Below are 14,099 nucleotides of genomic sequence, written 5' to 3' on the forward strand. Positions count from 1 at the left end.
ACGGGTCTGGCAGGGTGACCCCATGAAGTTGGGACTGCAGCTGGGGTACTGGGGCGCACAGCCCCCCACGGGCACCGCGGAGCTGGTGGCGGCCGCCGAGGACGCGGGCTTCGACGCCCTCTTCACCGCCGAGGCCTACGGGTCCGACGCCTTCACACCGCTGGCCTGGTGGGGCCGCGAGACCAGCCGGCTGCGCCTGGGCACCTCGATCGTGCAGATGTCGGGCCGCAGCCCGGTCAGCATCGCGATGCACGTCCTGACCCTGGACCACCTCTCGGGCGGGCGCGTGATCCTGGGCATGGGCGTCAGCGGCCCCCAGGTCGTCGAGGGCTGGTACGGCGCGCCCTTCGCCAAGCCGCTGGCCCGCACCCGCGAGGTGGTCGACATCGTGCGCCAGGTCCTGGCCCGCGAGGCGCCGGTCACCGGTGACGGCCCCCACCACCCCCTGCCGTACGCCGGGGAGGGGTCGGTCGGGCTGGGCAAGCCGCTGCGCTCGATCACCCACCCCCTGCGCTCCGACGTGCCGATCTGGCTGGGCGCCGAGGGTCCGAAGAACGTCGCGCAGACCGCCGAGATCGCCGACGGTTGGATCCCGCTGTTCTACTCCCCGGCCTCGTCGGGGATGTACCAGCCCTGGCTCGACGAGGGGTTCGCCCGGCTCGGGGCCCGCCGCACCCGCGCCGACTTCGAGATCGCCGCCAGCTGCCACCTCCAGGTCACCGACGACAAGGCCGGCGTGCTCGCCTCGCTCAAGCCCTCGGTCGCCCTCTACATGGGTGGCATGGGGGCCAAGGAGCAGAACTTCCACAACGCCGTCTTCGTGCGGATGGGCTACTCCGACCTGGCCGAGGAGGTCCAGGAGCTGTACCTGGCCGGCCGCAAGGAGGAGGCGGCGGCCCGGGTGCCCGACGAGCTGGTCGACCAGCTGCACGTCGTGGGCGACCCGGCCTTCGTGCGCGAGCGGGTCGGCGAGTGGGAGGCCTCCGGGGTCACCACCCTGCTGCTCAGCTGCCGCACGCCCGAGGAGGTCCGGCTGGTGGCCGACACCCTGGGCTGATCCGGGAGCACGGCGGGACGGCTCAGGCCCGGGCCACGACCATCGCCGCGCCGAGCAGCCCGTCGCGGGTGGCGGCGACGTTGCGGCGCAGCCGGTCGAGGAACACCTCGCCGAACACCGCGGCCGGGGACAGCGACCCCGGGGGAGGTCCGCCCAGCGTGGAGGCGGTGCGGTCCTCGACCTCGAGCACCTCGAACCCGGCGGCGCGCAGGTGCTCGACGTACTCCTCGACCGACTCCACGAACGAGGACCGCTCGTCCTCGGCCCACGGCATCGGGAACGGCAGGTCGCCCTCGCGCGTCCGCACCTGGTCGTACGCCGCGAACAGCCCGCCCGGGGCCAGCACCCGCCGGACCTCGGTGAACAGCGCGCGCTTGTCGGGCACGTTCATGCCCACGTGGACCATGATCGCGGCCTCGAACGAGCCGTCGTCGAAGGGCAGCGACTCGGCCGGCGTCACGGCGTACGTCACCTGGTCGGCGAGGCCCACCCGCTCGGTCAGGTCGCGCGCCGCCTCGACCAGCGCGGGCGTGAGGTCGACCCCGGTGACGCGGAGCCCGCGGACGGCCGCGAGCCGGGCCGGGCCGCCGATGCCGCAGCCGACGTCGAGCAGCGTCGTGCCCGGCGCCAGGTCGAGCTGGTCGAGCAGGTGGGCGGTGGCGGGGGCGCCGCCCGCGTGCAGCTGGTCGACCGGGGCCAGGTCCTGCACCCGCAGCGCCTCGACGTCGACCCCGGCGTCGGCGAGGGTGGCCAGCACCGCCGCGGCGACCTCCCGGGTCCCGTAGTGCCGCGTGACCAGCTCCCGCACGTCCATGGCCGCTCCCTCGCCCCGGTCCCACCTGCTCGCACCCGGCACGCTAGGTGGGGACGGGGTCGGGCCGCCATGGTCGGAGGTCCCGGGCGCACGCTCAGCCGCCCGCGGGCCCCTCGTGCCGACGACGCCGCTCGAGCTCGCGCTGCTCGCGGCGCGACCGGGTGGCCAGGCGCCTCTCCTCGCGACGCACGAGCTCCTGCTCGATGTCGGCCACGGTGTCCTGCCGCGAGGTCAGCAGCTGCACCCACCGGATCCCCGAGAGCATCACGAAGACCGGCCACGGGAAGCCAAGCCCCGAGGCGAGCCAGATCGTCCAGCAGATGAGCGTCGGGGTGAGGAACGCCGCCAGGGCGGCCTGCCGACGCTGTCGGTAGCGGCGCTCGGCCTCGGCGTGCAGCAGCGGGCGCGGCGTGGCCCACGGGTCGCCGGAGGTGGCCAGCCGGGTGGGCGGGGCGGGGACGACCACGTCCTGGAGCAGCGGGACGAGCTCGCCCAGGGTGCGGGTGCGCGCCAGCGTGGCGGTCCGCTCGTCGACCTCGTCCTCGTCCAGACGGCCCTCGGCGTACGCCGACAGGAGATGCTCGCGGGCGACGTCGCGGTCCCGGTCGGAGGCACGCAGGTGCTGGTGCTGGGCCTGGCGGGGGTCCAGCGTGAACTGCTCCCAGAGCGTCGCACCCGACATGCGGGCCAGCCTAGTGCGCGTCCGGGGAGGTGCGGTCGCGCCGCAGGAGCACCAGCACGACGGTCGTCAGCACGCCCACGAGCACGGCGAACACCACGCCCGCCGTGACCAGGCCGACCAGCGTCGTGAGCAGTCCCACGCCCACGACCGGCACCGAGATGCCGACGTAGAGCACCACGAAGTACGCCGACGAGATCGCGCCGCGCCTCGCCGCCGGGCTGGCCTGCCCGACCGCGCCCAGCCCCGCGCGGAAGGTGAGGCCCTGGCCCACGCCGGCGACCAGGCCGCCGAGCACCAGCAGGACCAGCTGGCCCAGCAGCAGGCTGGCGGCCAGCACGACCATCCCGCCGGTCAGCGCGAGGCACCCGACCGTCATGGCGCGGGGGTGGCTCAGGCGCAGGGAGAGCACCTGCCCGGCGATCGAGGCGACGAAGACGAGCAGGACCACCAGCCCGACCAGGGCGGGGGAGCGCAGGTGCAGGACCTGGCCCAGGAAGGCCGGCGAGACCGCGGTGAACAGGCCCAGCACCGCGAAGCCCGCGAACCCGGCGACGGAGGCGCGCAGGAACACCGGCCGGACCTCGCCCGGGACGCTGATCCGCTGGGGGCGCAGCCGGGCGGACGGGTCGCGGTGCACGGTCTCGGGCTGGGCGAGGACGCAGGCGAGCGCCACGCCGACCAGGACCAGGTCGACGACGAACGGGACCACCAGCGGGCGCGGCGCCCACTGCGCCAGCAGGCCCGCGACGACCGGGCCCAGGCCGAGCCCGCCCATGTTGGCGGCGGCCGCGACCAGCCCGGCCCGCTCGGCGCCGCCCTCGTCGGCCAGGTCGACCACCGCGGCGGTCGCGGTGCCGGTGAAGATGCCGGCGGAGAGGCCGGAGACCAGCCGGGCGGCGTACACCCACGCCATCGAGCCGGTAGGGCTCGCCAGCAGGAACAGCACCGCCGAGACGGCGGACAGGCCGAGGCCGGCCAGCAGCATCGGGCGCCGGCCCACCTGGTCCGACCAGTGCCCCGAGAGCAGCAGCGCGGCGGCCACCCCGACGGGGTAGACCGCGAACACCACCGTGGTGGTGAGCTCCCCGAAGCCGAAGCGCTGCTCCAGGAACGGGTAGAGCGGGGTGGGCAGGGTGGTGCCCAGCATCGCGACCGCGAAGGCGGTCGCGACCAGGGCGACCGGGGCGACCCGGGCGACCCGGGGGCTCACGCCGGCTCTACCGGGGCGATCCCGTCCCGGTGCCGCACGGCGAGGTCGCGGTAGACCTCCTCGTTGTGGTCGACCCAGAACTGCGCCCCGGTGCCCTCGATCGGACCCTTGACCTTCGCCGGGGACCCGGTGACGAGCAGCTCGTCGCCGAACTCGGTGCCCGCCAGCACCAGCGAGCCCGCGGCGACCAGGGTGCGGCGGCCGATCCTGGCGCCGTCCAGGACCGTCGCGTGGTTGCCGATCAGGGCGTTGGCCCCGACGGTGGCGCTGTGCACCAGGCAGAGGTGGGCGATGGTGGCGCCGGCGCCGATGTCGCACGGCATCTCGACGCCGGAGTGCAGCACCGAGCCGTCCTGCACGTTGGCGCCGGCCCGGATCGTGATCGGGGAGTAGTCGGCGCGCAGGACCGCGCCGTACCAGATCGAGGCGCCGGACTCGACGCGGACGTCGCCGACCAGGGTGGCGGTGGGGGCGATGAAGACGTCGTCGGCGACGGTGGGGGAGATCCCGTCGAGGGAGTAGAGCGGCATGCCGCTCACCCTAGGGCGACTACCAGCCCCGCTCGCGCCACTCCGCCAGGTGCGGGCGCTCGCGCCCGAGGACCGAGTCGTCGCCGTGGCCGGGGTAGAACCAGGTCTCGTCCGGCAGCCGGTCGAAGACCTTGGTCGCGACCTCGTCGACCAGGGTGCGGAAGGCCTCGGCGTCGCCGAAGGTGTTCCCCACGCCCCCGGGGAACAGGCTGTCGCCGGTCCACAGGTGCGGGGTGCCGTCGGGGTCGTCGTACAGCAGGGCGATCGACCCCGGGGTGTGCCCGACGAGGTGGATGACCTCCAGGCGGACCTCGCCGAACTCGACCGTGTCGCCGTGGCGGACGCGGTCGTCGACCTCGGTGCCGGTCTGCTCGGTGACCGAGTCGGCGTCGTCCTCACCGGCGACGACCACGGCGCCGGTGGCCGCCACGACCTCGGCCAGGGCGCGGTGGTGGTCCCAGTGGCGGTGGGTGGTGACGACGTGACCCAGGCGCGTGTCGCCGACCAGCTCGAGCAGGCGCGGCCCGTCCGCGGCGGCGTCGACCAGGAGCTGGGCGTCGGTGGCCCGGCAGCGCAGCAGGTAGCAGTTGTTCGACATCTTCTCGTCGACCGCCAGCTTGGTGATCACCAGGCCGGCCAGCTCCCGGGTGTCGGGCGGCCCGCCGGGGGTGACCTTGCCGGTGTAGGGGCCCGGGTCCCCGTTGCTGGGGGTGCTGCCGTCGCTGCTCGTCGCCATGGGGCCAGCCTAGGGGCCCGTACGCTCGAGGTCGGGCCGCCGCACGTTAGGCTGGGCGAACACGTGTTCGACCGCCGCGTCCGACTCTCCGGCCGGCACCGTCCATCCACCACGCGTAGGGGTTCGACCAGTGGCTGACCAGCTCGTCATCCGAGGTGCTCGCGAGCACAACCTCAAGGACATCTCCCTCGACCTGCCGCGCGACTCCCTGATCGTGTTCACCGGCCTGTCCGGGTCGGGCAAGTCGAGCCTCGCCTTCGACACCATCTTCGCCGAGGGCCAGCGTCGCTACGTCGAGTCGCTCTCGGCGTACGCCCGTCAGTTCCTGGGGCAGATGGACAAGCCCGACGTCGACTTCATCGAGGGCCTCAGCCCCGCGGTCTCGATCGACCAGAAGTCGACCTCGAAGAACCCGCGCTCGACCGTCGGCACCATCACCGAGGTCTACGACTACCTGCGCCTGCTCTACGCCCGCGCGGGCCGCCCGCACTGCCCGCAGTGCGGCGCCCCGATCGAGCGCCAGACCCCGCAGCAGATCGTGGACCGCGTCCTCCAGCTCGAGGAGGGCACCCGCTTCCAGGTGCTGGCCCCGGTGATCCGCGGGCGCAAGGGGGAGTACCTCGAGCTGTTCCGCAGCCTGCAGTCCCAGGGCTTCAGCCGTGCCCGCGTCAACGGCGACACCATCCAGCTCGCCGAGCCGCCGACGCTGGAGAAGCAGAAGAAGCACACCATCGAGGTCGTGGTCGACCGGCTCTCGGCCAAGGAGTCCAGCAAGCGCCGCCTGACCGACTCGGTCGAGACCGCGCTGGAGCTGGCCGGCGGCCTGGTGCTGTTCGACCTGGTGGACCTCGACGCCAAGGACCCGCGCAAGGAGCTGCGCTTCTCGGAGAAGATGTCGTGCCCCAACGAGCACGACATCGAGACCGACGAGCTCGAGCCGCGCTCGTTCTCCTTCAACTCGCCCTTCGGCGCCTGCCCGGAGTGCCACGGGCTGGGCACCCGGATGGAGGTCGACCCCGAGCTGGTCGTCGCCGACCCCGGGGCCACCCTGGGCGAGGGCGTCATCCAGCCCTGGTCCGGCGCCCACGTCGCCGACTACTTCACCCGCCTGCTGGGTGCACTGGGCGACGAGCTCGGCTTCGACCTGAACACCCCGTGGGAGAAGCTGCCCGCCAAGGCCCGCAAGGCGGTGCTCGAGGGGCACGCCACCAAGGTGCACGTGCGCCACACCAACCGCTACGGCCGCCAGCGCTCCTACTACACCAACTTCGAGGGCGTGCGGCCCTACATCGAGCGTCGCCACCGCGAGGCCGAGAGCGACACCAGCCGCGAGCGCTTCGAGGGCTACATGCGCGAGGTCGCCTGCCCCGCCTGCCAGGGCACCCGCCTCAAGCCCGTGATCACCTCGGTGTCGCTGGGCGGCGAGTTCGACCGGGGCGGCCTGAGCATCGCCCAGGTCTGCGCGCTGCCGCTCAACGAGGCCGCGGCCTGGCTCAACGCGCTGGAGCTGTCGGCGCGTGAGCGGCAGATCGCCGAGCAGGTCCTCAAGGAGATCCAGGAGCGGCTGCGCTTCCTGCTCGACGTCGGCCTGGACTACCTGTCGCTGGACCGGCCCTCGGCCACCCTCTCGGGTGGCGAGGCCCAGCGGATCCGGCTCGCGACCCAGATCGGCGCCGGGCTGGTGGGGGTCCTCTACGTCCTCGACGAGCCCAGCATCGGGCTGCACCAGCGCGACAACCAGCGGCTGATCGAGACGCTGGTCAGGCTCAAGAACCTCGGCAACACCCTGATCGTGGTCGAGCACGACGAGGACACCATCAAGGTGGCCGACTGGGTGGTCGACATCGGGCCCGGCGCCGGCGAGCACGGCGGCCAGGTGGTCCACTCCGGCACGGTCCAGGGCCTGCTCGAGCACCGCGACTCCGAGACCGGGCTCTACCTCTCGGGGCGCAAGAGCATCGCGGTCCCGGCCACCCGGCGCCCGCCGACGAAGGGCCGCGAGCTCAAGGTCCACGGTGCGCGGGAGAACAACCTGCAGAACGTCGACGTGGCGTTCCCGCTGGGCTGCTTCGTCTCGGTCACCGGTGTCTCCGGCTCCGGCAAGTCCACGCTGGTCAACGACATCCTCTACACCGCGCTGGCCAAGCAGATCTACAACGCCCGCACCGTGCCGGGTCGGCACCGCAAGATCACCGGCATCGAGCAGGTCGACAAGGTGATCCACGTCGACCAGTCGCCGATCGGTCGCACGCCGCGGTCCAACCCGGCGACCTACACCGGGGTCTGGGACCACGTGCGCAAGCTGTTCGCCTCGACCCCCGAGGCCAAGATGCGCGGCTACCTCCAGGGCCGGTTCTCCTTCAACGTCAAGGGCGGCCGCTGCGAGGCGTGCTCCGGCGACGGCACCCTGAAGATCGAGATGAACTTCCTGCCCGACGTCTACGTGCCCTGCGAGGTGTGCCACGGGGCCCGCTACAACCGCGAGACCCTCGAGGTGCACTACAAGGGCAAGACCGTCGCCGACGTCCTGGACATGCCGATCGAGGAGGCGGTGGACTTCTTCGCCGCCATCCCGGCCATCTCGCGCCACCTCACCACCCTGGTCGAGGTCGGTCTGGGCTACGTCCGGCTGGGCCAGCCCGCCACCACCTTGTCCGGCGGCGAGGCGCAGCGCGTCAAGCTGGCCAGCGAGCTCCAGAAGCGCAACACCGGAAGCACGGTCTACGTCCTCGACGAGCCGACCACCGGTCTGCACTTCGAGGACATCCGCAAGCTGCTGGGGGTGCTCTCGAGCCTGGTCGACAAGGGCAACACCGTGCTGGTCATCGAGCACAACCTCGACGTCATCAAGACCTCGGACTGGGTCATCGACATGGGCCCGGCCGGCGGCAACCGTGGCGGCACGGTGGTGGCCACGGGCACCCCCGAGCAGGTGGCGCAGCACCCGGACAGCTTCACCGGCGAGTTCCTCAAGCCGTTGCTGGGCTGAGGGCGCCCGGGGCTGCCCGGGGCCGCGCAGGCCGGCCAGGGCCGGTCGTCTTCAGCGCAGTCTCAGCCGGGTGCGGCACGCTGGAGGGGCGCGCGGGGCCCGGAGTCCACCGGGACACCAGCCCTCGTCACCAGCCCGCGCCCGTCCCGACCGGAGGTCCCCATGAGCGTCGATCGATCCACCCCCACCCCGCTGGTCGCCGACCGGCGGCACCTCCTCGGCGGGCTCCTGGGCCTCGGGGTGGGGCTGCCCCTGCTGGCCGCCTGCGGCTCCTCCGACTCGTCCGGGTCCTCCGGGTCGTCCGGCTCCGGCGGCACGACCGCCAAGGGCGCGATCGGCAAGGCCGCCGACGTGCCGGTCGGCGGCGGCAAGATCTACAGCGGCGACAAGGTCGTGGTCACCCAGCCGACCCAGGGGCAGTTCAAGGCGTTCAGCGCCATCTGCACCCACCAGGGCTGCCCGGTCTCCGAGATCAAGGGCACCTCGATCGACTGCACGTGCCACGGCAGCAAGTTCTCGATCAAGGACGGGTCCGTCCTCCAGGGGCCGGCCACCAAGCCCCTCCAGGAGCTCAAGGTGACCACCAGCGGCGGGGAGATCAGCGTCTCCTGACGCCACCACCCGGTCCGGGCCGACGGCCCGGACCGGGTCAGGCGTCAGGCCTTGACCGAGAGCACCGGGCAGGGGGCGTCGAGCAGGATCTGCTGGGCGGTGCTGCCGGTGATCAGCTTGCCGGCCGGGCTCCGGCGGCGCATCCCGATCACGATCAGGTCGGCGTCCTCGCTCGCGGCGAGGGTGAGGATGGCCTCGGCGGCCGACTTGCCGTCGGTGGGCTGCATCACCGCGTGGTCGAGGTCGGCGTCGGCCAGCTCGGCCTCGATGGCGTCCATGTCCTGCGCGGTGGCGAAGCTGGCGTGCGCGTAGTCGCCGTTGTGGCCGGTGTTGAGCACCACCAGGCGCGCGGAGGACGCCGACGCCCACTTCTTGGCGTGCTGGAAGGCCGCGAGGCCCTCGGGGGTCGGCAGGTACCCGACGACGATGGTCCGCAGGTCGTTGCTCATCAGCTGCTCCTCGTGAGTGCGGCGACGCGGGACCACGTCGCCGCGGACAGGATATCGGTGCCCGCGCCTGGGCCTGGTGCTGTCGGTAGCGTCTCGTAGGCTTGAGCCCGTGGCCGACCCGTCGACGTACCGTCCTGCCGCCGGCTCGATCCCCACCCGTCCGGGCGTCTACCGCTTCCGCGACAAGGACGGGCGGGTCGTCTACGTCGGCAAGGCCAAGAGCCTGCGGCCGCGGCTGTCGTCGTACTTCCAGGACCTCGCCAACCTGCACCCCCGCACGGCCACGATGGTGACCACGGCGGCGTCGGTGGAGTGGACCGTGGTCGGCACCGAGGTCGAGGCGCTCCAGCTGGAGTACTCCTGGATCAAGGAGTTCGACCCCCGCTTCAACGTCAAGTACCGCGACGACAAGTCCTACCCGTGGCTGGCGATCACGATGGGCGAGGAGTTCCCGCGCGTCATGGTCGGCCGGGGGGTCAAGCGCAAGGGCGTGCGCTACTTCGGCCCCTACAGCCACGCGTGGGCGATCCGCGAGACCGTCGACCTGCTGCTGCGGGTGTTCCCGATGCGGTCCTGCAGCAACGGCGTCTTCAAGCGGTCCCAGCAGATCGGTCGCCCCTGCCTGCTGGGCTACATCGAGAAGTGCGCGGCGCCCTGCGTGGGCCGCGTCGACGCCGACGAGCACCGCGCCATCGCCGACGACTTCGCCGAGTTCATGGGCGGCAAGACCGACGCCTTCGTCAAGCGCGTCCAGCAGCAGATGTACGCCGCGTCCGAGGTCCAGGACTACGAGCGCGCGGCGCGCCTGCGCGACGACCTCGGGGCGCTGACCAAGGCCCTGGAGAAGCAGGCCGTCGTCTTCGGCGACGGCACCGACGCCGACGTGATCGCCCTGGCCGAGGACCCGCTCGAGGTGGCCGTGCAGATCTTCCACGTGCGCTCGGGGCGCATCCGCGGCCAGCGCGGCTGGGTCGCCGACCGGGTCGACGACCTCGACACCGCGGGGCTGGTGGGGGAGTTCCTGCTCCAGCTGTACGCCGGCGAGGACGGCGACGCCATCCCGCGAGAGATCCTGGTCCCCGAGATGCCCGAGGACGCCGTCACCTTCGAGCAGCTGCTCTCGGAGAGCCGGGGCAGCCGGGTCAGCATCCGGGTGCCGCGGCGGGGCGACAAGCGCACGCTCCAGGAGACCGTCGCGCAGAACGCCCAGCAGTCCCTGCTGCTGCACAAGACCAAGCGGGCCAGCGACCTCACCGCCCGCAACCAGGCCCTGGAGGAGATCCAGGAGGCCCTGGACCTGCCCGGCGTGCCCCTGCGGATCGAGTGCTACGACATCTCCCACCACCAGGGCAGCGAGACGGTGGCCTCGATGGTGGTCTTCGAGGACGGACTGGCGCGCAAGAGCGAGTACCGCCGGTTCGTGATCAAGACGGTGGAGGGGTCCAACGACGTCGCCTCGATGCACGAGGTGATCACCCGACGCTTCCGGCGTCTCCTCGACGAGCGCATCGAGCACGGCGACCTGGCCGGTGGCGAGGTCGACCCCGACTCGGGCCCGATGCTGATCGACCCCGACACCGGTCGCCCCCGCAAGTTCGCCTACACCCCGGGCCTGGTCGTGGTCGACGGCGGGCTGCCCCAGGTCGCCGCCGCCCAGCGCGCCCTCGAGGAGCTCGGCATCGACGACGTCCCCCTGTGCGGGCTGGCCAAGCGCCTGGAGGAGGTGTGGCTGCCCGGCGAGGAGGACCCGGTGATCCTGCCGCGCAGCAGCGAGGGGCTCTACCTGCTCCAGCGCGTGCGCGACGAGGCGCACCGCTTCGCCATCAACCACCACCGCTCGCGACGGTCCAAGACCATGGTCGAGAGCACCCTGGACGACGTCCCCGGTCTCGGCGAGGTCCGGCGCAAGACCCTGATCAAGCACTTCGGGTCGTTGAAGAAGCTCCGGTCCGCGACGGTCGAGGAGATCGCCCTGGTGCCCGGCATCGGCACCCGCACCGCCACGGCCATCGCCGACGCCGTGGCCGCCACCCCCCGCTCGGCGGCGGTCAACACCGCCACCGGTGAGATCGAGGAGAGCTGATGTCGCACCCGTCCCCACCGGCCGGAGGAGCGCCTGGAGCAGCCGACGCGCCGGAGCCCGGCGAGCTGGTCGTGGTCACCGGCATGACCGGGGCGGGCCGCAGCACGGCCGCCAAGGAGCTCGAGGACCTCGGCTACTTCGTGGTCGACAACCTGCCCCCCGAGCTGGTGGGCGCGGTCGTCGGTCTCGTCGACGAGCGGCAGGGCCTGCAGCAGCCGGTCGCGGTGGTCGTCGACGTCCGCGCCGGGGTGTTCTTCGACGCCCTGCGCGCCCAGCTCCACGAGCGGTTCCACCTGCGGCGGCGCACCCTGCTGTTCCTGGAGGCCTCCGACGACATCCTGGTCCGGCGGCAGGAGGCGGCCCGGCGTCCGCACCCCCTCCAGGGGGCGGGACGGCTGCTGGAGGGCATCGCCCAGGAGCGGGTCGTGATGGCCACCCTGCGCGGCGACGCCGACCTCGTGGTCGACACCACCTCGCTCAACGTCCACCAGCTCAAGGACAAGATCGCCAGCTCCTTCGGCACGACCGAGACCGTGCGGCTGCAGGTCACCGTGATCAGCTTCGGGTTCAAGTACGGCGTCCCGGTCGACGCCGACCTGATGGCCGACATGCGCTTCCTGCCGAACCCGTTCTGGGTCCCCGAGCTGCGGCTGCGCACCGGCCTGGACGACGACGTGGCGGCGTACGTCAAGGACCGGGACGACGCCCAGGAGTTCCTGGAGCGCTACGTGCCCGTGATCGAGACCGTGGGGGAGGGCTACCTGCGCGAGGGCAAGCGGTTCATGACGGTGGCCGTGGGCTGCACCGGCGGCAAGCACCGCAGCGTGGCGATGTCGGAGGAGATCGCCCAGCGGCTGCGCGGACTGGGCCTGGCCGCGACCGCCACCCACCGCGACCTGGGCCGGGAGTAGGCCGGCGTGGCGACGACGCGGTGGTCCTCCGAGCCGTCCGTGGTGGCGCTGGGTGGCGGGCACGGCCTCGCGGCCTCCCTGACCGCCCTGCGGAGCCTGACCGCCGACCTGACCGCGGTGGTGACGGTGGCCGACAACGGCGGCTCGTCGGGCCGCCTGCGCGAGGAGTTCGGCGTGCTCCCCCCGGGCGACCTGCGGATGGCCCTGGCCGCCCTGTGCGGCGACGACCGCTGGGGCCGCACCTGGGCCCAGGTGCTCCAGCACCGGTTCGCCTCCGACGGCGACATGCACGGCCACTCCATGGGCAACCTGCTGATCGTCACGCTGTGGGAGCTGCTGCACGACCACGTCGACGGGCTGGACTGGGTCGCGGGCCTGCTGGGCGCCCGCGGACGGGTGCTGCCGATGGCCGTGACCCCGCTGGACATCACCGCTCGCGTCCGCGGGGCCGGGGACGACCCGGAGGCCGTCGAGGTCGTCCGGGGACAGGTGGAGGTGGCCTCGACGCCGGGTGAGGTGCTGTCGGTCAGCCTGGACCCCGAGGACGCGACGGCGTGCCCCGAGGCGGTCGAGGCGATCGCGCAGGCCGACTGGGTCGTCCTGGGGCCCGGGTCGTGGTTCACCAGCGTGCTGCCGCACCTGCTCGTGCCCGACCTGCGCCGGGCGCTGTGCAGCACCGACGCCGGCGTGGTGGTGACGATGAACCTCGAGCCCAACACCGAGGAGACCCGGGGCCTGGACCACGCCGACCACCTGCGGGTGCTGCTGGACCACGCCCCCGACCTCGGGGTCCACACCGTGCTGGCCGACACCTCCGCCGCGGGCGACGAGCGCCTGGCCGAGGCCGTGGCCGCCGCCGGCGCCCGCCTGGTCCTGGCCGATCTCGCCTCCGACACGCCGGGGGTGCACGACCCGGTGAAGCTGGGCACCGCGTATGCGTCCCTCACCGGCGCGAACTAGGGTGGCGACCATGGCGATGACGGCACAGGTGAAGGCGGAGCTAGCCAGCACGAACGTGACGAAGACCTGCTGCCGCAAGGCCGAGGTCTCCTCCACGCTCCGGTTCGCGGACGCCCTGCACCTGGTGAACGGCGGCATCGTGGTCGAGGCCGAGCTCGACACCGGTGCTGCGGCCCGCCGGATGCGCAAGGACATCACCGAGGTCTTCGGCCACCAGCCCGAGGTGGTGCTGCTCAAGGGCAGCGGCATCCGTCGCGGCTCCCGCTACATCGTGCGCGTGGCCAAGGACGGCGAGTCCCTGGCTCGCCAGACCGGCCTGATCGACCAGCGCAACCGGCCCGTGCGCGGGCTGCCCCCCGTCGTGGTCAACGGGTCCGGCTGCGACGCCGTCGCCGCCTGGCGCGGGGCGTTCCTGGCCCACGGCTCGCTGACCGAGCCCGGCCGCAGCAGCGCGCTCGAGGTGACCTGCCCCGGCCCCGAGGCCGCCCTGGCCCTCGTCGGGTCGGCGCGCCGGCTCGGCATCTCGGCCAAGGCCCGCGAGGTGCGCGGCGTGGACCGGGTCGTGATCCGCGACGGCGACGCCATCAGCCAGCTGCTCACCCGCCTGGGGGCCCACGAGTCGGTCCTGGCCTGGGAGGAGCGCCGGATGCGGCGCGAGGTCCGCGCCACCGCCAACCGCCTGGCCAACTTCGACGACGCCAACCTGCGCCGCTCCGCCCGCGCCGCGGTGGCCGCCGGCGCCCGCGTCGAGCGGGCCCTGGAGATCCTGGGCGACGAGATCCCCGACCACCTCCAGCAGGCCGGGCGGCTGCGGCTGGAGCACAAGCAGGCCTCCCTGGAGGAGCTCGGTCAGCTCAGCGACCCGGTGCTGACCAAGGACGCGATCGCGGGCCGGATCCGCCGCCTGCTGGCCATGGCCGACAAGCAGGCCGAGGACCTCGGCATCCCCGACACCGAGTCCTCGTTGACCCCGGAGATGCTGGCCGAGGAGGCCTGACCCGGCCCGTCGAGGTCACGGCCGGATCACGATAGGGTCGCAGTCCGACCAGATCGCCGATCCAGGAGA

At 72.9% G+C, this 14,099-nt stretch carries 13 protein-coding genes; 7 read left to right on the forward strand and 6 right to left on the reverse strand.

Annotated elements, in window-relative coordinates; all coding sequences use genetic code 11:
* The first annotated feature begins 22 nt into the window (after positions 1-22).
* A complete protein-coding gene (locus tag ACYVDA_RS18665; protein WP_460820000.1) occupies positions 23-1,057 on the forward strand; it encodes an LLM class F420-dependent oxidoreductase in 1,035 nt (344 codons plus the stop codon).
* A 22-nt stretch (positions 1,058-1,079) separates the two neighbouring features.
* On the opposite strand, the gene ACYVDA_RS18670 is transcribed toward ACYVDA_RS18665, so the two are convergent.
* From ACYVDA_RS18670 to ACYVDA_RS18690, 5 genes are all read right to left on the reverse strand, one after another.
* Positions 1,080-1,871, reverse strand: coding sequence for a class I SAM-dependent methyltransferase (locus ACYVDA_RS18670; protein WP_460820001.1), 792 nt, complete (start codon positions 1,869-1,871; stop codon positions 1,080-1,082).
* A 94-nt stretch (positions 1,872-1,965) separates the two neighbouring features.
* Positions 1,966-2,553: a DUF1707 SHOCT-like domain-containing protein gene (locus ACYVDA_RS18675; protein ID WP_460820002.1), complete on the reverse strand. Its 588-nt coding sequence runs from the start codon at positions 2,551-2,553 to the stop codon at positions 1,966-1,968.
* Between the two features lie 10 nt (positions 2,554-2,563).
* Positions 2,564-3,763, reverse strand: a complete 1,200-nt coding sequence (locus tag ACYVDA_RS18680; RefSeq protein WP_460820003.1) for an MFS transporter — start codon at positions 3,761-3,763, stop codon at positions 2,564-2,566.
* The gene (locus ACYVDA_RS18685; protein ID WP_460820004.1) at positions 3,760-4,293 is read right to left on the reverse strand and encodes a gamma carbonic anhydrase family protein; all 534 of its coding nucleotides are present in this window, start codon (positions 4,291-4,293) and stop codon (positions 3,760-3,762) included. The genes ACYVDA_RS18680 and ACYVDA_RS18685 overlap by 4 nt, the downstream gene beginning before the upstream one ends.
* Positions 4,294-4,312: 19 nt before the next feature.
* Entirely contained in the window at positions 4,313-5,029 is a 717-nt protein-coding gene (locus ACYVDA_RS18690; protein ID WP_460820005.1) for an MBL fold metallo-hydrolase, read from the reverse strand.
* Between the two features lie 130 nt (positions 5,030-5,159).
* Between ACYVDA_RS18690 and uvrA the strand changes: the two genes are divergently transcribed.
* On the forward strand, positions 5,160-8,018 hold the full coding sequence (gene uvrA / locus ACYVDA_RS18695; protein ID WP_460820007.1) for an excinuclease ABC subunit UvrA: 2,859 nt from the start codon (positions 5,160-5,162) through the stop codon (positions 8,016-8,018).
* A 162-nt stretch (positions 8,019-8,180) separates the two neighbouring features.
* Positions 8,181-8,630, forward strand: coding sequence for a Rieske (2Fe-2S) protein (locus ACYVDA_RS18700; RefSeq protein ID WP_460820008.1), 450 nt, complete (start codon positions 8,181-8,183; stop codon positions 8,628-8,630).
* 44 nt (positions 8,631-8,674) lie between these two features.
* Here the strand turns inward: ACYVDA_RS18700 and ACYVDA_RS18705 are convergent, their stop codons facing one another.
* Complete coding sequence (locus ACYVDA_RS18705; protein WP_460820009.1) at positions 8,675-9,079, reverse strand: universal stress protein; 405 nt, start codon at positions 9,077-9,079, stop codon at positions 8,675-8,677.
* 109 nt (positions 9,080-9,188) lie between these two features.
* On the opposite strand from ACYVDA_RS18705, the gene uvrC reads away from it, so the two are divergent.
* Genes uvrC through whiA form a run of 4 tightly spaced genes read left to right on the forward strand, consistent with a single transcriptional unit; the run spans position 9,189 to position 14,030 of the window.
* On the forward strand, positions 9,189-11,162 hold the full coding sequence (gene uvrC, locus ACYVDA_RS18710) for an excinuclease ABC subunit UvrC (protein ID WP_460820010.1): 1,974 nt from the start codon (positions 9,189-9,191) through the stop codon (positions 11,160-11,162).
* The gene (rapZ, locus tag ACYVDA_RS18715) at positions 11,162-12,073 is read left to right on the forward strand and encodes an RNase adapter RapZ (protein WP_460820011.1); all 912 of its coding nucleotides are present in this window, start codon (positions 11,162-11,164) and stop codon (positions 12,071-12,073) included. Before uvrC ends, rapZ begins: the two co-directional genes overlap by 1 nt.
* Before the next feature lie 6 nt (positions 12,074-12,079).
* Complete coding sequence (locus ACYVDA_RS18720; protein ID WP_460820012.1) at positions 12,080-13,033, forward strand: gluconeogenesis factor YvcK family protein; 954 nt, start codon at positions 12,080-12,082, stop codon at positions 13,031-13,033.
* Positions 13,034-13,043: 10 nt separating this feature from the next.
* Positions 13,044-14,030, forward strand: coding sequence for a DNA-binding protein WhiA (whiA, locus tag ACYVDA_RS18725; protein ID WP_460820013.1), 987 nt, complete (start codon positions 13,044-13,046; stop codon positions 14,028-14,030).
* Positions 14,031-14,099: the final 69 nt, after the last annotated feature.

The organism is Nocardioides korecus, from assembly GCF_054778395.1.

What these genes read in the sequence shown, in the direction of transcription:
- ACYVDA_RS18700 (WP_460820008.1), top strand. Translation starts at nt 8,181, where the DNA reads ATGAGCGTCGATCGATCCACCCCCACCCCGCTGGTCGCCGACCGGCGG.
- rapZ (WP_460820011.1), top strand. Translation starts at nt 11,162, where the DNA reads ATGTCGCACCCGTCCCCACCGGCCGGAGGAGCGCCTGGAGCAGCCGAC.
- whiA (WP_460820013.1), top strand. Translation starts at nt 13,044, where the DNA reads ATGGCGATGACGGCACAGGTGAAGGCGGAGCTAGCCAGCACGAACGTG.
- ACYVDA_RS18685 (WP_460820004.1), bottom strand. Translation starts at nt 4,293, where the DNA reads ATGCCGCTCTACTCCCTCGACGGGATCTCCCCCACCGTCGCCGACGAC.
- ACYVDA_RS18665 (WP_460820000.1), top strand. Translation starts at nt 23, where the DNA reads ATGAAGTTGGGACTGCAGCTGGGGTACTGGGGCGCACAGCCCCCCACG.
- ACYVDA_RS18705 (WP_460820009.1), bottom strand. Translation starts at nt 9,079, where the DNA reads ATGAGCAACGACCTGCGGACCATCGTCGTCGGGTACCTGCCGACCCCC.
- ACYVDA_RS18670 (WP_460820001.1), bottom strand. Translation starts at nt 1,871, where the DNA reads ATGGACGTGCGGGAGCTGGTCACGCGGCACTACGGGACCCGGGAGGTC.
- ACYVDA_RS18690 (WP_460820005.1), bottom strand. Translation starts at nt 5,029, where the DNA reads ATGGCGACGAGCAGCGACGGCAGCACCCCCAGCAACGGGGACCCGGGC.
- ACYVDA_RS18675 (WP_460820002.1), bottom strand. Translation starts at nt 2,553, where the DNA reads ATGTCGGGTGCGACGCTCTGGGAGCAGTTCACGCTGGACCCCCGCCAG.